The organism is Pseudonocardia nematodicida (genome assembly GCF_040105385.1).
Classification (GTDB): Bacteria; Actinomycetota; Actinomycetes; order Mycobacteriales; family Pseudonocardiaceae; genus Pseudonocardia; species Pseudonocardia nematodicida.
Genome location: NZ_JBEDNQ010000020.1, coordinates 1 through 19930, shown reverse-complemented (window position 1 = coordinate 19930; position 19930 = coordinate 1). Strand labels below are relative to the sequence as shown.

Genomic DNA, 19930 nt, shown 5'->3' with positions numbered 1-19930 from the left:
CTTGGCTCTGGAGAACGACCACGCAGCGGCGGCTCGGGACTCGTCCCGGGCCGCCGCCCGTGTGTCCGCACCCGACACCTTCCCCGAGACGGTCCGCCGCAGCGATCTCCCCGGCGGGGTCCGGCTGGTCACCGAGGCCGTCCCCGGGGTCCGCTCGGTGGCGCTCGGCATCTGGATCGGTATCGGCTCGATCGACGAGGTCGGCACCCAGGCCGGCGCCGCGCACTTCCTGGAACACCTGCTGTTCAAGGGCACCCGGCGGCGGACGGCGGCCGGGATCGCCGAGGAGATGGACGCGGTCGGTGGTGAGCTCAACGCCTTCACGGCCAAGGAGCACACCTGCTACTACGCGCACGTCCTGGACACCGACGTCGCGCTCGCGGTGGACCTGCTCTCCGACGTGGTGACCGACGCCGAGCTGGCGCACACCGACGTCGAGCTGGAGCGGGGCGTCGTGCTCGAGGAGATCTCGATGCGCGACGACGACCCGGAGGACCTGCTCGGCGACCTGTTCGACCAGACCCTGTTCGGGGACCATCCGCTGGGCCGCCCGGTGATCGGCACCGAGGACTCGGTCCGGGCGATGAGCCGGGACACCCTGCACACGTTCTGGCGGGGCGAGTACACGACGCCGCGGATGGTCGTCGCGGCGGCCGGGAACCTGGACCACGCGCAGCTGGCCGACCTGGTCGCCACCGCGCTCGGTCCGGCCGCGCACCGGCACGACGGGGCCCGCGCGGTCCCGCCGCGTGCCGCGACCGGCGTCCGGCCGGCGCGCTCCGGGGCGCTGGCCCTCGAGACCGACGACTCCGAGCAGGCACACGTGATGCTCGGCGTCCCGACCGCGGGCCGGCAGGCCCCGGGGCGCCCGGTGCTGGCCGTGCTCAACTCCGCCCTGGGCGGAGGCCTGTCGTCGCGGCTGTTCCAGCAGGTCCGCGAGCAGCGCGGGCTGGCCTATCAGGTCTACTCGTCGACGGTCCGCTACGCCGACGCCGGCTCGCTCTCGGTCTACGCCGGGTGCGCGCCGGAGCGGCTCGGTGAGGTCGTCGCCGTCGTGCGGGACGTGCTGGGTGAGGTCGCCGCGCACGGCCTGACCGACGCCGAGGTGGCCCGGGCGAAGGGCTCGCTGCGCGGGGGACTGGTGCTGGGCAGCGAGGACACCGCGTCGAGGATGAACCGGCTCGGCCGCGCCGAGCTGGACCACGGGAGGCAGCGGTCCCTGGCCGAGAGCCTGGCGAGGATCGAGTCCGTGACCCCGGACGAGACCGCCACCCTGGCCGCCGAACTCCTCGACCAGTCCCTCACAGCGTCCGTCGTAGGCCCCTACGAAGAGCCCGACGACCTCCCCGCCCCCGTCCGCGACCTGGCCTGACGGCCCCTCCGGGGCCCCACTCATGACGCTTTAGTTCGGTATCACCGAACTAAAGCGTCATGAGTCAGCGGTGGTGGGGGTGGTGAGAAGCCGCCGTCAGGCGCCCTCCTCCACGAAGCCGACGGTCTCCGGCAGCGGGAACTCGAAGATCGCGGACCCGAAGTTCGCCACGTTCGGCTGGGTCACCCAGATCTCCGGTCCGCCGTAGGTCGGCAGCAGGCCGTAGGTCTCGAACGCGGCCCGCTCGGCCTCGTTGGCCGCGGTGATCTGCTCCTCGGCGGTCGGCAGGGTGTTCACCGCCCGCATCTGCTCGTCGAGCTCCGGGGTGCCGGTGCCCGAGAGGTTGAGGTTGCTGTCCGAGCAGAAGAGCTGGCACATGTTCGACACGCCGAACGGGTTCGACGACCGGAAGCCCAGCGGCACGATGTCGAAGTTGCGCTCGGCCATCACGGACGAGAACTCCGACGCCGGGACCTGGGTGACCTGCAGGTCGATGCCGACCTCGCGGAGCATCGCCACCATCGCGCCGGCCCGGGCCCGCTGGGTCGGGGAGTCCCCGGTCTGGGTGTAGCCGACGCTCAGCGTCTCGCCGTCCTTGGCGCGGATGCCGTCCTCGCCGGCGACCCAGCCCGCGGCCTCCAGCTCCTGCCCGGCGGCCTCCGGGTCGTACTGCACGACCTGGCCGAAGTTGTCCTCGTAACCCTCCTGGTAGGTCTCCAGGGTCATCGAGCCGGCCGGCTCCTCGCTGTAGTCGAGACCTTGGAACTCGATCTCGAGCATCTGCGGCCGGTCCACCGCCATCATGATCGCCTTGCGGACGGCGATGTCACCGAGGTTCGGCGCCTCCGCGTTGAGCATGAACATGTAGGTGGCCGGGACCGCGGAGGTGCGGATGTCGGCGTCCGGGGTGTCCCGTGCCTGCGCCATGTCCTCGGCGTTGCGCACCTCGGCGGCGTCGATCTGACCGTTGCGGAATGCGTTCACCGCGGCGGTCGGCTCGATCTGCACCAGCGTGCGGGAGTCGAGCTTGCCGGGCTTGCCCCACCAGTTCGGGTTGCGCTCGAAGGTGATCGTGCGGTTGTTCTGGTCGAAGTTCGCGACCGTGTAGGGCCCGGCGCCCCACTGCTCGTTCGGGGTGTTGAGGTAGCCCTGGTTGAACGTCTCCGGGTTCGCCGCGGCCGGGTGCAGGATCTCCTTGAACGGGGCGTCCCACCACACGAAGACGCCGTCGTAGGTGACGACGACCTCCTTGTCGTCGGCGCCGGCCTCGACCGAGGTGATCCGGTCGTAGTACTCGGTGGAGTTGTTGATGAACTCCTCGTTGGTCCCGTTGTTCGCCTGCCAGGTGGCCTCGAAGGCCCGCCAGTCGATCGGGGTGCCGTCGTTGAACACGGCCTCGGGGTTGAGCGTGTAGGTGACGACGGTGTTGCCGTCGACCTCCTCGGTGCCCGCGTCGACGATGTAGTCCGGGTTGAGCTGGGTCTCACCCGTCGGGCTGTAGTTGATCAGGATCGGGTTGTACCACATCCACGCCAGGCGGGTGTCCGTCGTCATGTCGCCCTGGAAGATGTTGAACTGCGGGTTCAGGTCGCTGCGGAACGGTGTGGTGAGGGTGCCGCCCTCGGCCACGTCCTCGTAGGCGGTCTGGTTGTAGGCAGGCGCGGTGGACAGGCCCTCGCCGGTCTGCTGCTCACCCGTCGTCCCACCCCCGCCGCCACAGGCCGCGAGGCCGAGAGCGAGGACGGCGACGGTCGCGGTCAGCGCCCCCCGTCGGATCGGTCTGCGCATGTCTCTCCTTCTCTCGGCCCCGGGGAAGTCGGGGCACGGCAAAGTCACCGGAAGTGGCAGGCGTTGCGGTGGTCGGAGTCGCCCTCGGCCGCGCCGTCCTTGATCGTCAGCAGCGGGATCTCCCCGCGGCAGGTGCCCCGCTCGTGCTCGCTCAACGTGCGTGCCAGCGGACAACGGCCGAGGAACGAGCACCCCGACGGCTCGTCGGTCGGCGTCGGCAGGTCGCCGGAGAGCACCACCCGTTCCCGGGTGCGCTCGGCGACCGGGTCGGGCACCGGGATCGCCGACAGCAGCGCCTGGGTGTAGGGGTGCTGCGGGTTGCCGAACACCTCCTCGACGGCGCCGGACTCGACGATCCGGCCCAGGTACATCACCGCGACCCGGTCGGCGACGTGCCGCACCACCGACAGGTCGTGCGCGACGAACAGGTAGCTCAGCCCCAGCTCGCGCTTGAGCTCGTGCAGCAGGTTCAGCACCCCGGCCTGCACCGAGACGTCCAATGCGGACACCGGCTCGTCCAGCACCAGCAGCGACGGCTCGGTCGCCAGCGCCCGTGCGATGCCGATCCGCTGCCGCTGCCCGCCGGAGAACGCGGCCGGGAACCGGTCGGTGTGGTCGGGGTCCAGGCCCACCAGGCGGATCAGCTCGTCGACCCGGTCGGAGATCGCGGACCGGTCGGTCCAACCGGCCGCGTGCAGCGGCTCGGCCAGGATGTCGGCGACGGTCATCCGCGGGTCGAGGGCGCCCATCGGGTCCTGGAAGACGATCTGCAGCTGCGTCCGCAGCGCCGCCCGGGCGGCCCGGTCCCGCGCCGTCGCGACGTCGGTGCCGCCGATCGCGACCGTCCCACCCTCCGGCGGGACCAGGTTCATGATCTCCAGCAGGGTGGTCGTCTTCCCGCAGCCCGACTCGCCGACCAGGCCGAGGGTCTCGCCGCGGCGGATGTCCAGCGAGACGTCGGAGACCGCGTGCACGGTGCCGACCCGGCGGCGGAACAGCGAGCCCTTCATCAGCGGGAACGTCTTGCGCAGGCCCTCCACGGTCAGCACGGGCTCGCGGGTGAGGCGTCCGGCCGGGGAGGCGTGGTCCACCTCCGGCACGTCCGGCACGCCGAAGACCGGCTCCCCGCCGAGCGCGCCGTCGACGATCTCCCCGGTGCGCACGCAGGCGGCCGCGTGCCCGGCCCGGTCCGAGAGCGGGACCAGCGGCGGTTCGTCGCCGCGGCAGGCGTCGACGGCGATCGGGCAGCGGGGCAGGAACGGGCAGCCCGGCGGCAGGTCCACCGGCGTCGGCGGTACACCGGGGACGGGGACGAGCGGGCGCCGCTCGACGCTGTCCACCCGCGGCACGGCGCCGAGCAGGCCGATCGTGTACGGCATCCGCGGCGCGGCGAACAGCTCGTCGACCGGAGCGGTCTCCACCGGGCGTCCGGCGTACATGACCAGCACGTCGTCGCAGGTACCGGCCACCACCCCGAGATCGTGCGTGATCAGGACGACGGCGGCGCCGGTCTCCTCCCTCGCCACCTTCAGCACATCGAGGACCTGGGCCTGGACGGTGACGTCCAGCGCCGTCGTCGGCTCGTCGGCGATGATCACCTTGGGGTCGTTGGCGATCGCCATCGCGATCATGACGCGCTGCCGCATGCCGCCGGAGAACTCGTGCGGGAACGACCGCACCCGGCGTTGCGGGTCCGGGATGCCGACGAGCTCGAGCAGCTCGACGGCGCTCGTGCGGGCGGCGGCCTTCGAGATGCTGCGGTGGATCTGCATCGCCTCGACCAGCTGGTCGCCGACCGAGAAGATCGGGGTGAGCGAGGACAGCGGGTCCTGGAAGATCATCCCGATGTCGTCGCCGCGGATCCCCGACATCGGCCCGTCACCGAGGCCGAGCAGCTCGTGGCCGTCCAGGGTGACCGAGCCGGACACCGCGGCGGTCTCGGGCAGCAGGCCCATCACCGCCATCGACGTGACCGACTTGCCGGAGCCGGACTCGCCGACGATGCCCAGCGTGCGCCCGGGGTACAGGTCGAAGCCGACCCCGCGCACCGCGGCCACCCGGCCGGCCTCGGACGGGAACGCGACCTGCAGGTCGCGCACGGACAGCACGGGTGAGCTCATGCCCGGCCTCCGGAGTTCGAGGTCGGGTCCAGCGCGTCGCGCAGGCCGTCGCCGATCAGCGCGATGGAGATCGTGAGGAACAGCAGCAGGACGGTCGGCGCCCAGAACACCCACGGCAGGGTGGTCATCGAGTTGCCGCCCTCGGCGAGCAGCACGCCGAGCGACACGTCCGGGATCTGGATGCCGAGCCCGAGGTAGGACAGTGCCGTCTCGGCCTGCACCGTCACCACGAGCTGGATCGTGAAGGACACGATCAGCATCGAGCTGATGTTGGGGATGATGTGCCGGGACACGATCCGCCATCCGGGCACGCCCATGTAGCGGGCGGCCGCGACGTACTCCCGCTCGCGCAGGCTGGTCGCGATGGTCCAGGTGATGCGGGCGGTCGTCATCCAGGAGACCGCGGCGAGGGCGACGGCGAGCACCCGCCAGTCGCCGCCCGCGCTCTGCGTGAGCAGGGCCAGCACCAGGAACGTCGGGATCACCAGCAGGAAGTGGATCAGTCCGATCAGCGCGCGCTCGCCGCGCAGGCCCAGCCGGCCGCCGAACCCGCCCATGTAGGCGGCGCCGGCACCGATGGCGGCGGCGACCAGCGTGGTGACCACGGAGACGAAGGCCGCGATGAGCATCGACCGGCGCAGGCCGTGCACGGCCTGGGCGTAGACGTCGTTGCCGCCCGCCGTCGTCCCCAGCGGGTGCTCGGCCGAGGGGGCCTGGGAAAGCGCGGTGAAGTCGACGTCGGTGTAGTCGTAGGCCCAGAAGGCGTCGCCGAGCAGCGCGAACAGCGTGAGCAGGGTGAGAACGACCAGGCCGGCCATCGCCGCGGTGTTGCGGCGGAACCGGCGCCAGATCAGCGCGGCCCGGCTGGTGCGCCGCCGGGTGGCGACCGGCGCGTCGACGCCGACGGCCGGGGTGAGGTCGGGGATTCCGGTGCTCATGTCAGCGCACCCGCACTCTCGGGTCCAGGGCGACGACGGCGATGTCGGCGAGGATCGCGCCGATCGCGGTCATCACCGCGGCGAACGCCGCCGCGGCGACGACGCCGTGGATGTCGTTGGTGAGGATCGTCCGGACCGTGTAGTCGCCCATGCCCTGCCAGGAGAACACCCGCTCGGTGATGATCGTCCCGGTGAACAGCGCCGGGATCGCGAACGCGACCTGGGTGGCGATGGGGATCAGTGAGGTGCGCAGGCCGTGCCGGCGGATCGCCCGGTTCCGGGTGAGTCCCTTGGCCCGCGCGGTGCGCACGAAGTCGGAGTTCACGACGTCGAGCAGCATCGAGCGCTGCAGCAGGTAGTAGGTGACGTAGCCGACCAGGATCAGCACGAAGGTCGGCGGAACCAGGTACTGCAGCCGGTCGACCAGCACCGGCCAGAAGCCTTCGACGCCCGGGGTCTGTGCCCCGGCGACGTAGAACAGCGTGTTCCCGAACGCCCGGTTCACCGAGATCACCAGGCCGATGACCAGCAGCCCGATCACCGGGGTCGGGGTGTTCAGCAGGACCACCGAGACGCCCTGCGCGATCCGGTCACCGGGCTTGTACTGGCGTGCCGCCGAGTAGACCCCGAGCCCGACGCCGATGAGCACCGACAGCACCAGCGCGGTGACCGCGAGCTGGGCCGAGACCCCGACCCGGAACGCGACCTGGGCGTTCACCTCGTCGCCGATCGGGCTGGCGCCCCAGTCCCAGCGGGTGACGATCCCGGTGATCCACGTCCACCAGCGCTCGAACACCGAGACCGTCGGGTCCAGGTTCCACTGGGCCAGCGAGCGGGCGATCTGCTCGTCGCTGGGCTGCGGGCGCAGCCCCAGGTAGTTCGCCCGCGGGTCGAGGAAGGCGTTGGCGAGGAAGTACGTCAGGTTCGTCGCGACGACGATCATCGCGAGCCAGCCGACGCCCCTGCGCAGGACGTAGCGAAGCACCGTGCTCACTTTCTCCGCCGCCGCGTCCGGTGGTGACCGGGTACGTCAGGACGGGGCCTTCCCGCGTGGTGGGGCGGCGGGTCTCATGTCGATCCGGACACAGCGGACAGTGGCACGCTGGTACCAGAAATCGGTAGACCCAGATCACCTCGTTTACCCATTTGTGATGATGCGCTCCGCGCTCGTGAGTGGTTGTCGCGGTCCAGGCCGCGATGACCACTCACGAGCGCGTAGCGCATCCTGTGGTCATGGAATGGCTCGCGGTGCTCGCCGGACTGATGATCGCGATCGGCCTGGCCGGGATCGTGCTCCCGGTCCTGCCCGGCCCGATCCTGATCGTCGGCGGAGTGGCGGTGTGGGCCGTCCCGCGCGGGGACGCCGTCGGCTGGTGGGTGCTGGGGATCGTGGTCGCCGTGACGGTCGCCGGGCAGGTCGCGAAGTACCTGCTCCCGGGGCGCCGGCTGAAGGCCTCCGGGGTGCCGACCCGGACGCTGTTCGCCGGCCTGGTGCTCGGCGTCGTCGGGTTCTTCGTCGTCCCGGTGGTCGGGCTGTTTCTGGGCTTCGTGCTGGGGGTCTGGCTGGCCGAGCTGGTCCGGCTGCCGGACGCGGCCACCGCCCGGCGCTCGGCGAAGGAGGCACTGACGGCGGTCGGCTGGAGCATCCTCATCGAGCTCGCGGCGGGGATGCTCGCCGTCGCCGTGTGGATCGGTGGACTGATCGCCGCCTGACGTGCGGCCGGTTGGTGGATCGAGGCCGTCACAGGTACCTTGCGATGCATGGAACCCGGCCGTGCACGGAAGTCGATGAGCGAGCTGCGCCGCGGCACCGTCGCCTTCTGCGTGCTGGCCCTGCTCGACGTGCGCGAGCGCTACGCGGTCGAGCTGGTCTCCGAGCTGGCCGCCAGCGACACCCTCGCCGCCGGCCAGGGGACGATCTACCCGTTGCTGTCCCGGTTGCGTTCCGACGGGCTGGTCAGCACGACCTGGCAGGAGTCCCCGTCCGGACCGCCGCGCCGCTACTACCGGCTCACCGACTCCGGGGCCGCCGCGCTGGTTGCGTTCCGGCAGGAGTGGTCCCGGTTCCGCGACGCCGTGGACGGCCTGCTGCTGGAGGGACGCATATGACGGCACACACCACGACGACGGGACGACGCGTGACCACCCCGACCCCCACCGGCGATCTCGTCGACCGCTTGCCGGTCCGGCTGCGCTACGCGACGGCCGACCTACCCGAGCGTGCCCGGGCCGAGACCTCGGGGTCCCCGCTGATGCTGTTCCTGGCCGCGGTGCGGCGCCGGGCGGTGATCGCGTGACCGGCGAGCCCACCCCCGCTCACGAGCTGGTCGCCCGCTACCTGCTGCGGCTGAGCTCGGCGACCGCCGACCTGCCCGGCGCCCAGCGCGACGAGCTGATCGGTGACATCACCGCGCACCTGGCCGAGGCCGTGCCGCCCGGTTCGGACGAGCTGACCGCACGACGCGTACTGGACGCACTGGGCGCGCCGGAGCAGATCGCGGCCGCGGCGCGCGCGGAGACGGAGCCCGCCCGGCCCGGCCCCGCCCCGACCCGGACCCACGACCTGATCGCCCTGCTGCTGCTGATGCTGGGCGGGTTCGTCGTCCCGATTCTCGGCTGGGTCGCCGGGGTGGTGATGCTCTGGAACAGCCCGCGCTGGTCCGATGAGGACAAGTGGCTGGGGACGCTGGTCTGGCCCGGCGTGATCGCCGTGGGGATCGCGGCACTCCTCGCCGGCGGCTCCATCCCGCTGGTGATCGGTCCGGCCGGTCTCGCCGTCCTGGCGTGGACGTTCTGGCGGCTGTTCGTCCGGAGCCGCGACGCACTGGGCGGGAGTGCCGGGGCGGCTGCCTAGACTCGGCGCCCGAGTACGACGAGACAGGAGGGTGTGCCGGTGAGTCAGACGATCCGGGTGGCGGTACTCGGTGCGAAGGGCCGGATGGGCAGCGAGGTCTGCCGGGCCGTGCAGGAGGCGCCGGACACCGAGCTGGTCGCCGCCCTCGACGCCGGCGACGACCTGTCCGCACTGGACGGTGCCGACGTCGCCGTCGACTTCACCCACCCCGGCGCGGCCCTGGACAACGTGCGCGAGTGCGTCACCCGCGGGGTCGCCCCGGTCGTCGGGACCAGCGGGTTCGACGCCGCCAAGTTCGACGAGGTCCGGGCGATCCTCGACGCGCACGGCTCGGGCAGCGTGCTCGTCGCGCCCAACTTCGGGGTCGGTGCGGTGCTGATGATGCACTTCGCCGCGCAGGCGGCCCGCTTCTTCGACTCGGTGGAGATCGTCGAGCTGCACCACCCGGGCAAGGTCGACGCCCCGTCCGGGACCGCCGCGCGCACCGCGTCCGTGGTCGCCGCCGCCCGCGCCGAGGCCGGGCTCGGGCCGGTCCCGGACGCCACCACCACCGACCCGGACGGCGCCCGCGGCGCGGTCGTCGACGGCGTCCACGTGCACGCCGTGCGGATGCCGGGGATGGTCGCCCACCAGGAGGTGATCCTGGGGACCGACGGCGAGGTGTTCACCATGCGGCACGACTCGATGAACCGGGCGTCGTTCATGCCCGGGGTGCTGCTGGCGGTGCGCGCGGTGCGCGTGCGGCCCGGCCTCACGATCGGCCTCGAGCCGCTGCTCGGCCTCGGTTAGTCGACCAGCGTGAGGTCCAGGGTCCCGGTGACCCGGACCTCGCGGACGGTTCCGGTGCCGGTGTCGAGGGTGCGGACGGCGCCGTCGGGCTGCCAGCCGGCGCGCGCGTAGAACGCCCGGGACGCCGCGTCGCCCTCCGGGACCCACGCCCGGCCGGTCTCCGATCCCGCCTCGCGCAGGGCCGCGGCGGCGGCGGCGAGCAGCCGCCCGCCGTGCCCGCGCCGGCCCCACCGGGGCTCCACCAGCAGCGTCGTGACCTCCGCGATCGACAGGCCGTCGGCACCCGCGTAGTACGCGGCGGCGCAGAAGCCCACGGTCTCGGCGCCCTCGGCGGCGACGAACACGTGGAAGCCGTCGCCGGCGTGCACCGCGTCGGTCCAGTGGGTGCGGGCGGCGTCGGACTCCAGCCCGTCGAGCGCCTCGGCGGGGACCAGCCCGGCGTAGGCGGTGCGCCAGGTGCGGGCCTGGATCCCCACGATCGCGTCGACGTCGTCGTCGGTGGCGGGGCGGACGGTCGCGGTGGCCATGCCGCCATACCTACCCTGCCGGTCGCGGGGCCCGCACACCGGCTCACAGCAGGCGCACAGCCGGACCAGGGTGGAGGCACAGATCGTGGGACGAACCTCGTGGACGTGAACGAACGACGCCCCACCTACCAGGGACGCTCCTTACCGCGTCCGGACGACGAACTGGTCGATCAGGGACTCGCCTTCGACGTCGGGACCCTGCTCAGCCGCCGCCGGGTGCTGACCGTGCTCGGCCTCGGCGCCGTGACCGCGGGGCTCGCCGCGTGTGGGACCGGGTCCGGGACCACCACCTCCGAGGGCGAGATCCCGGACGAGACCGCCGGCCCCTATCCCGGCGACGGGTCGAACGGCCCGAACGTCCTGTCCGAGAGCGGCATCGTCCGCAGCGACATCCGGTCGAGCTTCGGCACCGGCAGCGCGACGGCTGCCGGAGTCCCGACGACCCTGGAACTGACGATCACCGACCTGGCGAACGGGGGCACGCCGTTCGCCGGGACCGCGGTCTACGTCTGGCACTGCGACCGGGACGGCGACTACTCGATGTACTCCTCGGGCCTGGAGTCGGAGAACTACCTGCGCGGCGTGCAGATCGCCGACGACGCCGGGACGGTCCGCTTCACCAGCGTCTTCCCGGCCTGCTACGAGGGGCGCTGGCCGCACGTCCACTTCGAGGTCTACCCGGACCAGGCCTCGATCACCGACGCGTCGAACGCGATCGCCACCTCGCAGCTCGCGCTGCCCCAGGACGCGTGCGAGGCCGTCTACGCGACCGACGGCTACCAGGCGTCCCCGGCGAAGCTCGCCCGGCTCACCCTGCAGACCGACGGGATCTTCGGCGACGACGGCGGCGCGTCCCAGCTGGCGACCGTCACCGGCGACGTGAGCTCCGGCTACACCGTCGCGCTCACGGCGGCCGTCGACACCCGCACCGAGCCGAGTGGCGGGGACATGGGCGGGGGCCCGGGTGGCGGGGCACCTCCGGAGGGTGGTCCGGGTGGGGGAGGCCCGGGCGCTCCGCCGTCCGGTGGCTGATGCGGCGGCTCCTGCCGGCGCCGGCGTGCCCGGCGATCGCCGGGCAGGTTCCGGTCGGTGCCACATCCGGCACGGGCCGGAACCGGCCCGATGATCACCGGGGTCCGGGGTCCGGGGTCCGGGGTCCGGGGTCCGGGTCCGGGTCATGGGCCGGGGCCGGGGTCGGCCGGGTCGAGCTGGGCGGGTCGAGCTGGGCGGGTTGAGCCGGGCGGGTTGAGCCGGCGCGGCTGATCGTCGTCCCGGCTCCGGCAGGTGCCATGCCCGGCACCGGGTGGAACCCGATCGACGATCACGAGGCCGGCTGCGGCCGGCGCCGATGGATGATCGCCGTCCCGGTTCCGGGAGGTGCCGTGGCCGGCACCGGGCGGAACCGGTTCGGTGATCATCGGCTGTGAGCGCACCCCCTCCCGGGCGCGCGGGTGAGGCCGGGACTGTCGGTGCCCCGTGGCAGCATCCCGGACGTGCGGACGATCTCGGCGGACGTGGCGCGGCGGACCTTCCTCGCGGCCCAGGGCTTCACCGACCCCCGGCCGTCGGGCCCGGCGACCCGCCGGCACCTGCAGCGGGTGCTGGACCGGGTCAAGCTGCTCCAGCTGGACTCGGTGAACGTCGCGGTGCGCGCGCACTACATGCCGCTGTTCAGCCGGCTCGGCGCCTATCCGGCGGCGCTGCTCGACGAGGCGGCCTGGTCGCCGTCGGCCCGCCGGCCGCGGCTGCTCGCCGAGACCTGGGCGCACGAGGCCAGCCTGGTCCCGGTCGCCGACTGGCCGCTGCTGAGCCACGAGACGCTCCCGCGGCGCTGGTGGAAGCACTACGGCCCGCTGCTGGAGAAGCACCCGTCGCTGGCCGGGGACATCCGTGACGTCGTCGCCGAGAGCGGGCCGATCGGCGCCGGGGCGATCGAGAAGGCCCTCGCGCCGAACGCGCGGGCCGGGACCGTGCGGCCGCGCCCGCCGGGAGCGACCTGGTGGGAGCGGTCCGAAGTCAAGCGGGTCTGCGAGTACCTGTTCGCGGTCGGCGAGCTCGCCGTCGGCACCCGCCGGCACTTCGAGCGGCGCTACGACCTGCCCGAACGCGTGCTCCCCGCCGAGGTGCTCGCCGCCCCGGCCCCCGACCCCGCCGACGCGGCCCGTGCCCTGGTCGCGCGTTCCGCGTCCGCGCTGGGCGTGGCCACCGAGACCGACCTGCGCGACTACTACCGGCTCGGTCCCGAACGCACCCGGACCGCGATCGCCGAACTCCTCGACGCCGGCGCGCTGGAGCCGGTCGCGGTGCGCGGGTGGGCGAAGCCCGCCTACCGCGACCCGGCCGCCCGGGTGCCGCGCGCGGTGACCGGCCGGGCACTGCTGTGCCCGTTCGACCCGCTGGTCTGGGAACGCGAGCGCACCGAGCGGATGTTCGGGTTCCGCTACCGCATCGAGATCTACGTCCCCGAGCCGAAGCGCGAGTACGGCTACTACGTCTTCCCGTTCCTGCTCGACGGCGAGCTCGCCGGCCGGGTCGACCTCAAGGCCGACCGGGCCGCCGGAGTGCTCCGCGTCCCGGGCGCCTTCACCGAACCGGGCACCGCGATCCCGGAGCCGCGGCTCGCCGCCGAGCTGGCCGCGGAACTGCAGCACATGGCCCGCTGGCTGGAGCTCGACGGCGTCGAGGTGGGGGAGCGGGGCAACCTCGCCGCCGCCCTGCGCGCAGCCGTGCGCACCCAGCCGGAACCGGACTCATGACGCTTGAGTCCGGTCATGCCGGACTGAAGCGTCATGAGTCGGGCCGCCGGAGGCGGAACGGCACAGTCAGGCGACGCTCGCGGCGCGGGTGACGAGCACGTCCCCGCTGCCGGTGCGCCCGGAGAGCCGCAGGCCCGGGGTGCCGGGCGGGGCGTCGTAGCGGACGTCGAGCTCGCTGCGGGCGCGCCCGGAGCCGGTGGACAGGTCCAGGACCGCGGCGACGCCCGAGTGCACGCCGACGCGGACGGTCCCCGACCCGGTGCTGAGCCGCACGTCGCCGGAGACGGCGTCGGCGAGCACGACGTCGCCGGACCCGCTGCGCACCTCCAGGTCCCCGGTGAGCTCGCCGAGCCGCACGTCACCGCTGCCGGTGCGGACCTGCGACGGCCCGCCGAGCGCGCCGACCTCGACCTCGCCGGTGCCGGTGCGCAGCTGCGCCCGCCCGCCGCAGGACCCCAGGTCGACCGCACCGGAGCCGGTGGTGACGTCGGCGTCGCCGGTCACCTCGGCCAGCCGCGCCGAGCCGGATCCGGTGCGCAGCGCCGCCCAGGACGCCCGCCCGGTCACCTCGACGCCGGCCGCACCGGTCCGCACGGCCGTGCGCGATCCGGCCGGGGCCGACACCGTCACGGTCAGCGGCACCGCACCGAGCGTCTGGTCCTCCGGGCTGCGCACCACCAGCCGCCGGGACGCCGGCGACCAGTCGATCGCCACGGCCGCGACGGCGTCCGCGCTGGGGTCGCCGTGCTGCTCCCAGCCGGCGCCCGCGATCGGGTCGAACCCGCGGCCGGACCATCCCGCGCCGGGGGCCGAGCCACCGGTCATCGACGTGCCGATCCAGTCGAGGAGCCCCCCGAGCCCGCCGGCCCACGGCGCGGCGCCGCGGTCGGCACGGACCTCGACCCGGACCTCGTCGAGGTCCTCGACCAGGTCGACGCGGACCCGGCCACCGCCGATGGTGATCTCCAGTTCGGCGGGGGCGGGGGAGGGCCAGTGCTCGCGGCGGCTCGTGGCGTCACCGGCGCCGGTGCCGGCCGGGCCGCTCCCCGTGCCGCCCTGAGGTGCCGTGCCCCCGCCGTCCGGGCCCGGGGCGCCGCCCGGAACCGCACCGCCGGTCCCCGGCGCGCCGCCCGCTGTCGTGCCGCCCGCAGCCGTGCCACCGGCGGGCGGGCCGCCGGCCGACGGGCCGTCCGGAGTGCCGCCGGACGCCTCGGTGCCCGCGGGCCCCCCGGAGCCCGCGGGCCCCCCGGAGCCGGCTGAGCCACCGGGACCCTGGCCGCCGGAACCCGGCACCGGGCCGGTCTCGTCGTCGTCACGTGGCACGGTCATCCCTGCACCCACCCTCGGAGGTTCCGTCCGTCGCGCGGGTCGTGTCCGCGGGACCGGCCCTCGGCGGCCCCGGCGAGCGCGCCCTGCACCGCCTGGGACACCCAGGTGTTCAGCGAGACGCCCTGGGACTGGGCGGCCTTCTCGGCCTGCGCCTTGATCTGCTCGACGATCCGTAGCGTCACCCGGCTGATGTCACCGGCGTCACCGCCGAACGGCGAGCCGGGGCCACCACCGAACGGCGAGCCGGGGCCTCCGGCGCCCGGGAACGGGAACCCGGACGGGCCGCCGGTGGGCCCGGGCTCCGCCGGCGCGGGCGGTGGCCCGGGAACGGGCGGGGGACCGGCGTCGACGGACGGGGCGCCCGAGACCGACACCCGCACCTCCCGGCCGTGCAGCCGCACCTCGACCGACCGGTCGCCGAGCGCGGCGGTCGCCTCGGAGGCGAGATCGGACAGCGCGTTCATGATCGCCAGGCGGGCCGCGGGCTCGATCGCGGATCCGAGCAGCGCCGCGGTCCGGCGCGACTGCTCGTCCCCGGCCGCCGCGGCGGCGGCGAGGTCATCGCGGAGCTGCGCGACGTACGGAGTCAGGTCCATGACGCCACTATGGCGTCACGACTGGCGTCATCGCAACGTCGCGGTGTCACGACTAGGCTCGTCGGCTCCAGACCTGTCCGGCAACGACGCCCACGACAAGGACCCCCACCATGGCCAAGCCCTTCGCCTCCTCCGCCGACACCGCCGTGAAGGAGCAGACCCTCGAGGTGCTCGCGGACGGCGTCTACGCCCTCACCGCGGACGGTGACCCGAACGTCGGCGCGATCGAGGGGGAGGACTTCCTCGTCTGCTTCGAGGCCCTGGCGACCCCCGTCGCGGCCCGGCGCTGGCTGGCCCGGCTGCGCGAACACACCGACAAGCCGGTCCGCCATCTCGTCCTCAGTCACTACCACGCCGTGCGGGTGCTGGGAGCCAGCGCGTTCGGTGCGGAGTCGGTGGTCGCGCACGAGACGACCAGGGCGCTGATCGCCGAGCGCGGGGAGCAGGACTGGGCCAGCGAGTTCGCGCGGATGCCGCGACTGGCCGAGGCCGCCGACTCGGTACCCGGGCTGACCTGGCCGACGATCACCTTCGCCGACCGGATGACCATCGACCTCGGCGGCGACCGCGGTGAGCTGGTGCTGGCCCATCACGGCCGCGGGCACACCGAGGGCGATCTCGTCGCGTGGCTGCCCCGGCACCGGATCCTGTTCGCCGGGGACCTCGTCGAGGCGCAGGCCGCGCTCTACACCGGCGACGCGTTCCACCGGGAGTGGGCGAGCGGCACCCTCGACGCCGTCGCGGCGTACGGCGCCGAGCAACTCGTCGGCGGACGCGGGGCGGTCAGCCGGGGACGGTCCGAGGTGGACGCCGCGATCGCGCAGACCCGGCACTTCCTGCAGGTGATGATCTCCGAGGTCGGCGCGGTGCGGCGCCGCGGCGGCACGCTGCGCGAGGCGTTCGAGGCCACGCACGCCGCACTCGTCGACGACTACGGGCACTGGCCGATCTTCGAGCACTGCCTGCCGTTCGACGTCTCCCGGCTCTGGGACGAGCTGTCCGGAGTGGAGCGTCCGGTGATCTGGACCGCCGAGCGAGACCGGGAGGTGTGGGCGCAGCTGCAGGGCTGAGGACGGTGTCGCCGACCATCGACGACCGGCCGGTGCTGGTCCTCGGCGCCGGGCCGGTCGGGCTGACCACCGCGTTGCTGCTCGCCCGCTGGGGCGTACCCGCGGTCGTACTGGACGCGCGCACCGCACGGGACGCCGTCGGCTCGAAGGCGATCTGCCAGCAGCGTGACGTGCTCGACGTCTGGGAGGCGGTCGGCGCCGGCCGCCGGATCGCCGACGAGGGCGTCACCTGGACCAGCGCGCGCACGTTCCACCGCGGCGCCGAGCTGTTCCGCCAGGAACTCGCCGACCCGGGCCGCTCCGCGTTCCCGCCGTTCGTCAACATCGCCCAGTCCCGCACCGAGGAGATCCTCGACGAGCACGTCGCGGCCGCGCCGCTGGTCGAGCTGCGCTGGGGACACCGGGCGACGGGCATCACCCAGGACGACGACGGCGTCGCCGTCACCCTCGACGGCGGCGGCCGCGTCACCGGTTCGCACCTGGTCGTGTGCACCGGGGCGCGCAGCGGCGAGCTGCGCGCGGCGCTCGGTGTCGGGTTCGGCGGACGTTCCTTCGACGACCGCTTCCTGATCTGCGACGTGCGCGCCGATCTCGCGGGGTTCGCCTCCGAGCGCCGGTTCCACTTCGACCCCGAGTGGAACCCGGGCAGGCAGGTGCTCGTCCACCCGTGCCCGGACTCGACGTTCCGCATCGACTGGCAGGTCCCGGACGGCTACGACCTCGACGCCGAGACCGCCTCCGGTGCGCTCGACGCCCGGATCCGCCACGTCCTCGGGGACACCGGGTACGACATCGTCTGGACCTCGGTCTACCGGTTCCACTCCCGGGTCGCCGACCGGATGCGGTGCGGGCGGGTGCTGCTCGCCGGCGACGCCGCGCACCTGCTCTCGCCGTTCGGCGCGCGCGGGCTGAATTCGGGCGTCGCGGACGCCGAGAACGCGGCCTGGAAGATCGCCTGGGTGCGGCGTGGCCACGCGCCCGAGGTGCTCCTGGAGAGCTACCACGACGAGCGGCACGCGGCGGCGACCGAGAACCTCGCCGTCACCGGCGCGACGATGGACTTCCTGGTGCCGCGGACACCCGCGCAGGCGGCCCGGCGCCGCGACGTCCTCACCCGGGCCGCGACCGACCCGGGGGCCCGCGCGCAGGTCGACTCGGGACGGCTCAGCGAGCCGTTCTGGTACGTCGACTCGCCCCTGACCACGCCCGATCCGGCGCGACCGTTCGCCGGGCGCCCACCCCGCGGGCAGAACCCGCCGGCCGGACCGGGCGTCCTGGTCCCGGACACCCCGGTCGTCCTCACGGACGGGACGACGACCCGGCTGCGCGCGCTGGCCCGCGACGGGTTCCTGCTGCTGACGGCTCCCGGCATCGACCCGGGTGATGCGCGCGCCGCGGCCGCTGGGCTCCCGGTGGGCCCGGTCCGGGTCCTGGCGATGGCCCGGCCGCCGGGTGCGCCGCCCGGTCCGGACGTCACTTCCGGGCTCGTGGCGGGGCCGCGAGCCGACGCCGGCCCGGGTCCCGTCGAGAGCCCCGACCACGCGGCACTCGCGGACCTTCTCGGCGCCCGCCCCGGCGAGGTGTGGGTCGTCCGGCCGGACGCGCACGTCGCCGCCGTCCTGCACCACCCCTCCCGCGACGACGTCGCGGCCGCACTCGCCCGTGCCACCGCGCGGGAGCCCACCGCTGAAGGAGACGACCATGGCGTACTACCGGCGAGCGGGTGACGTCCCGCCGAAGCGGCACACCCAGCACCGCACCCCGGGCGGCGCGCTCTACCGCGAGGAGCTGATGGGGGAGGAGGGGTTCTCGTCGGACTCGTCGCTGCTCTACCACGTCGGGGTGCCCTCGGCGATCGTCGACGCGAGCCCGTGGGACCTGCCCGACCAGCGGCTCACCGAGAACCGGCCGCTGCTGCCGCGCCACCTGCGGCTGCACGATCTCGGCTCGGGCGACTGGAAGGCCGTGGACGCGGTCACCGGGCGCCGGCTGGTGCTGGGCAACGCCGACGTCCGGATCTCCTACGTGGTGGCCGGCGAGACCAGCCCGCTCTACCGCAACGCCGTCGGCGACGAGTGCGTCTACGTCGAGTCCGGCAGCGCGACCGTCGAGACAGTGTTCGGTCCGCTCGTCGCGGGGGCCGGCGACTACGTGATCCTGCCCCGCTCGACCACGCACCGGTGGGTGCCGTCCGGGGCGGAGCCGCTGCGGCTCTACGCGATCGAGGCGACCTCGCACATCGCGCCGCCGGCCCGCTACCTGTCCCGGTACGGGCAGCTGCTCGAGCACGCGCCGTACTGCGAACGCGATCTGCACGGTCCCGGAGACCCGGTGGTCGTCGAGGAGGCCGACGTCGAGGTGCTGGTCAAGCACCGCGGCGGGCAGCACGGCGTCACCGGGACCCGCTATGTCGTCCCGGCCCACCCGTTCGACGTCGTCGGCTGGGACGGCTGCCTGTACCCCTACACCTTCGACGTCGCCGACTTCGAGCCGGTCACCGGCCGGGTGCACCAGCCGCCGCCGGTGCACCAGGTCTTCGCAGGCGAGAACTTCGTGATCTGCAACTTCGTGCCCCGCAAGGTCGACTACCACCCGCTGGCGGTGCCGGTGCCCTATTACCACTCCAATGTGGACTCCGACGAGGTGATGTTCTACTGCGGCGGCGACTACGAGGCGCGCAAGGGATCCGGGATCGCGCAGGGCTCGATCTCGTTGCACCCGGGCGGGCACAGCCACGGGCCGCAACCCGGCGCTGTCGAGCGGGCGCTCGGCGCGGAGTACTTCGACGAGCTCGCCGTCATGGTCGACACCTTCCGGCCGCTGGGCCTCGGCGAGGGCGGGCGCGCGTCGGAGGACCCGGGCTACGCCTGGACCTGGGCCGGGCGCGGACCCGGCGGCTGAGCGGGGGCGGTCCGGGGGCGGGAACCGGGCCCTCTACCCTCGTCGGCATGCCGGAGACCGTGCCGCTGACCGTGCAACTCGTCGCCAAGACCGAGTTCCTCCCCCCGGCCGACGTCCCGTGGTCGACCGACGCCGACGGCGGCCAGGCGCTCGCCGAGTTCGCCGGCCGGGCCTGTTACCAGTCCTGGGGCAAGCCGAACCCGCGGACCGCCACGAACGCCGGCTACCTGCGGCACATCCTGGAGGTCGGGCACCTGTCGGTGCTCGAGCACGGGTCGGTCAGCTTCTACCTGACCGGGATCTCCCGGTCGCTCACCCACGAGCTGATCCGGCACCGGCACTTCTCCTACTCCCAGCTGTCGCAGCGCTACGTCCCGGAGCGGGACGCGGCGATGGTCGAGCCGGACGTGATCGCCGACGACCCGGAGCTGCACGCGCTGTTCTCCCAGGCCACCGCGGACGCGGTGAAGTCCTACGAGCAGCTGCTCGAGGGCCTGGAGAAGCGGTTCGCCGACGTGCCGAACGGGACCCTGCGCCGCAAGCAGGCCCGCCAGGCCGCCCGCTCGGTGCTGCCGAACGCCACCGAGACGAAGATCGTGGTGACCGGCAACTACCGCGCCTGGCGGCACTTCGTCGCGATGCGGGCCTCCGAGCACGCCGACGTCGAGATCCGCGAGCTCGCCGTCGCCTGCCTGCGCGAGCTGCAGGCCGCGGTGCCGAACGTCTTCGCCGACTTCGAGATCCAGAAGCTCGAGGACGGCACCGAGATCGCCTCCAGCCCGCTGGTCACCGAGGGCTGAGCAGCCCGGCCCCGGCCTCCGGCCTCCGGCAGTCGACTCATGACGCTTTAGTTCGGTCATGCCGGACCACAGCGTCATGAGTCGGGGGTG

General features: G+C 73.6%; 19 protein-coding genes. 12 read left to right on the top strand and 7 right to left on the bottom strand.

Features of this window, described 5'->3' with window-relative positions; genetic code table 11:
• Positions 1–61: 61 nt before the first annotated feature.
• Complete coding sequence (locus WIS52_RS31455) at positions 62–1372, top strand: M16 family metallopeptidase (RefSeq protein WP_349302075.1); 1311 nt, start codon at positions 62–64, stop codon at positions 1370–1372.
• Between the two features lie 96 nt (positions 1373–1468).
• Here WIS52_RS31455 and WIS52_RS31450 read toward each other — a convergent pair whose 3' ends face one another.
• The 4 genes from WIS52_RS31450 to WIS52_RS31435 are packed head-to-tail and all read right to left on the bottom strand — an operon-like array spanning position 1469 to position 7212.
• Complete coding sequence (locus WIS52_RS31450) at positions 1469–3160, bottom strand: ABC transporter family substrate-binding protein (RefSeq protein WP_349302074.1); 1692 nt, start codon at positions 3158–3160, stop codon at positions 1469–1471.
• Positions 3161–3204: 44 nt separating this feature from the next.
• Positions 3205–5280 carry an ABC transporter ATP-binding protein gene (locus WIS52_RS31445; RefSeq protein ID WP_349302073.1) on the bottom strand — a complete coding sequence of 692 codons (2076 nt, stop codon included), beginning with the start codon at positions 5278–5280 and terminating at the stop codon, positions 3205–3207.
• The gene (locus tag WIS52_RS31440; protein ID WP_349302072.1) at positions 5277–6218 is read right to left on the bottom strand and encodes an ABC transporter permease; all 942 of its coding nucleotides are present in this window, start codon (positions 6216–6218) and stop codon (positions 5277–5279) included. The genes WIS52_RS31445 and WIS52_RS31440 overlap by 4 nt, the downstream gene beginning before the upstream one ends.
• Position 6219: 1 nt before the next feature.
• Positions 6220–7212: an ABC transporter permease gene (locus tag WIS52_RS31435; protein WP_349302071.1), complete on the bottom strand. Its 993-nt coding sequence runs from the start codon at positions 7210–7212 to the stop codon at positions 6220–6222.
• A gap of 239 nt (positions 7213–7451) precedes the next feature.
• Here WIS52_RS31435 and WIS52_RS31430 point away from each other — a divergent pair, with 239 nt between their 5' ends.
• From WIS52_RS31430 to dapB, 5 genes are read left to right on the top strand one after another with little or no spacing between them, the layout of a single operon-like run.
• Positions 7452–7931, top strand: a complete 480-nt coding sequence (locus WIS52_RS31430) for a DUF456 domain-containing protein (protein WP_349302070.1) — start codon at positions 7452–7454, stop codon at positions 7929–7931.
• A gap of 48 nt (positions 7932–7979) precedes the next feature.
• Positions 7980–8327 (top strand): PadR family transcriptional regulator, encoded by a 348-nt coding sequence (locus WIS52_RS31425; RefSeq protein ID WP_349302069.1) that lies wholly within the window; start codon positions 7980–7982, stop codon positions 8325–8327.
• 29 nt (positions 8328–8356) lie between these two features.
• Complete coding sequence (locus WIS52_RS31420) at positions 8357–8515, top strand: hypothetical protein (RefSeq protein ID WP_349302068.1); 159 nt, start codon at positions 8357–8359, stop codon at positions 8513–8515.
• Entirely contained in the window at positions 8512–9072 is a 561-nt protein-coding gene (locus tag WIS52_RS31415) for an HAAS signaling domain-containing protein (RefSeq protein ID WP_349302067.1), read from the top strand. Before WIS52_RS31420 ends, WIS52_RS31415 begins: the two co-directional genes overlap by 4 nt.
• A 39-nt stretch (positions 9073–9111) precedes the next feature.
• A complete protein-coding gene (dapB, locus tag WIS52_RS31410; RefSeq protein ID WP_349302066.1) occupies positions 9112–9861 on the top strand; it encodes a 4-hydroxy-tetrahydrodipicolinate reductase in 750 nt (249 codons plus the stop codon).
• On the opposite strand, the gene WIS52_RS31405 is transcribed toward dapB, so the two are convergent.
• Positions 9858–10388: a GNAT family N-acetyltransferase gene (locus tag WIS52_RS31405; protein WP_349302065.1), complete on the bottom strand. Its 531-nt coding sequence runs from the start codon at positions 10386–10388 to the stop codon at positions 9858–9860. The two genes, dapB and WIS52_RS31405, sit on opposite strands and share 4 nt — an antisense overlap.
• A gap of 105 nt (positions 10389–10493) precedes the next feature.
• Between WIS52_RS31405 and WIS52_RS31400 the strand changes: the two genes are divergently transcribed.
• Both WIS52_RS31400 and WIS52_RS31395 read left to right on the top strand, forming a co-directional pair.
• Positions 10494–11420 carry an intradiol ring-cleavage dioxygenase gene (locus WIS52_RS31400; protein ID WP_349302064.1) on the top strand — a complete coding sequence of 309 codons (927 nt, stop codon included), beginning with the start codon at positions 10494–10496 and terminating at the stop codon, positions 11418–11420.
• A gap of 461 nt (positions 11421–11881) precedes the next feature.
• The gene (locus tag WIS52_RS31395; protein ID WP_349302063.1) at positions 11882–13144 is read left to right on the top strand and encodes a winged helix-turn-helix domain-containing protein; all 1263 of its coding nucleotides are present in this window, start codon (positions 11882–11884) and stop codon (positions 13142–13144) included.
• A 66-nt stretch (positions 13145–13210) separates the two neighbouring features.
• Here WIS52_RS31395 and WIS52_RS31390 read toward each other — a convergent pair whose 3' ends face one another.
• Together WIS52_RS31390 and WIS52_RS31385 are read right to left on the bottom strand one after the other, a co-directional pair.
• A complete protein-coding gene (locus tag WIS52_RS31390) occupies positions 13211–14473 on the bottom strand; it encodes a DUF4097 family beta strand repeat-containing protein (RefSeq protein ID WP_349302062.1) in 1263 nt (420 codons plus the stop codon).
• Positions 14470–15069, bottom strand: a complete 600-nt coding sequence (locus tag WIS52_RS31385) for a toxin-antitoxin system HicB family antitoxin (RefSeq protein WP_349302061.1) — start codon at positions 15067–15069, stop codon at positions 14470–14472. The genes WIS52_RS31390 and WIS52_RS31385 overlap by 4 nt, the downstream gene beginning before the upstream one ends.
• A 110-nt stretch (positions 15070–15179) precedes the next feature.
• Between WIS52_RS31385 and WIS52_RS31380 the strand changes: the two genes are divergently transcribed.
• Genes WIS52_RS31380 through thyX form a run of 4 tightly spaced genes read left to right on the top strand, consistent with a single transcriptional unit; the run spans position 15180 to position 19840 of the window.
• Complete coding sequence (locus WIS52_RS31380) at positions 15180–16139, top strand: MBL fold metallo-hydrolase (protein WP_349302060.1); 960 nt, start codon at positions 15180–15182, stop codon at positions 16137–16139.
• A 5-nt stretch (positions 16140–16144) separates the two neighbouring features.
• Positions 16145–17866 (top strand): FAD-dependent monooxygenase, encoded by a 1722-nt coding sequence (locus tag WIS52_RS31375; protein ID WP_349302059.1) that lies wholly within the window; start codon positions 16145–16147, stop codon positions 17864–17866.
• Positions 17841–19040 carry a homogentisate 1,2-dioxygenase gene (locus WIS52_RS31370; protein WP_349302058.1) on the top strand — a complete coding sequence of 400 codons (1200 nt, stop codon included), beginning with the start codon at positions 17841–17843 and terminating at the stop codon, positions 19038–19040. The genes WIS52_RS31375 and WIS52_RS31370 overlap by 26 nt, the downstream gene beginning before the upstream one ends.
• A gap of 47 nt (positions 19041–19087) precedes the next feature.
• Complete coding sequence (gene thyX / locus WIS52_RS31365; RefSeq protein ID WP_349302057.1) at positions 19088–19840, top strand: FAD-dependent thymidylate synthase; 753 nt, start codon at positions 19088–19090, stop codon at positions 19838–19840.
• The last annotated feature ends 90 nt before the right edge of the window (positions 19841–19930 follow it).

Excerpts from the sequence above, each read along its gene's own strand:
- WIS52_RS31450 (WP_349302074.1), bottom strand. The coding sequence starts at position 3,160 with ATGCGCAGACCGATCCGACGGGGGGCGCTGACCGCGACCGTCGCCGTC.
- WIS52_RS31380 (WP_349302060.1), top strand. The coding sequence starts at position 15,180 with ATGGCCAAGCCCTTCGCCTCCTCCGCCGACACCGCCGTGAAGGAGCAG.
- thyX (WP_349302057.1), top strand. The coding sequence starts at position 19,088 with ATGCCGGAGACCGTGCCGCTGACCGTGCAACTCGTCGCCAAGACCGAG.
- WIS52_RS31405 (WP_349302065.1), bottom strand. The coding sequence starts at position 10,388 with ATGGCCACCGCGACCGTCCGCCCCGCCACCGACGACGACGTCGACGCG.
- WIS52_RS31440 (WP_349302072.1), bottom strand. The coding sequence starts at position 6,218 with ATGAGCACCGGAATCCCCGACCTCACCCCGGCCGTCGGCGTCGACGCG.
- WIS52_RS31445 (WP_349302073.1), bottom strand. The coding sequence starts at position 5,280 with ATGAGCTCACCCGTGCTGTCCGTGCGCGACCTGCAGGTCGCGTTCCCG.
- WIS52_RS31370 (WP_349302058.1), top strand. The coding sequence starts at position 17,841 with ATGGCGTACTACCGGCGAGCGGGTGACGTCCCGCCGAAGCGGCACACC.
- WIS52_RS31390 (WP_349302062.1), bottom strand. The coding sequence starts at position 14,473 with ATGACCGTGCCACGTGACGACGACGAGACCGGCCCGGTGCCGGGTTCC.
- WIS52_RS31425 (WP_349302069.1), top strand. The coding sequence starts at position 7,980 with ATGGAACCCGGCCGTGCACGGAAGTCGATGAGCGAGCTGCGCCGCGGC.
- WIS52_RS31385 (WP_349302061.1), bottom strand. The coding sequence starts at position 15,069 with ATGGACCTGACTCCGTACGTCGCGCAGCTCCGCGATGACCTCGCCGCC.
- WIS52_RS31430 (WP_349302070.1), top strand. The coding sequence starts at position 7,452 with ATGGAATGGCTCGCGGTGCTCGCCGGACTGATGATCGCGATCGGCCTG.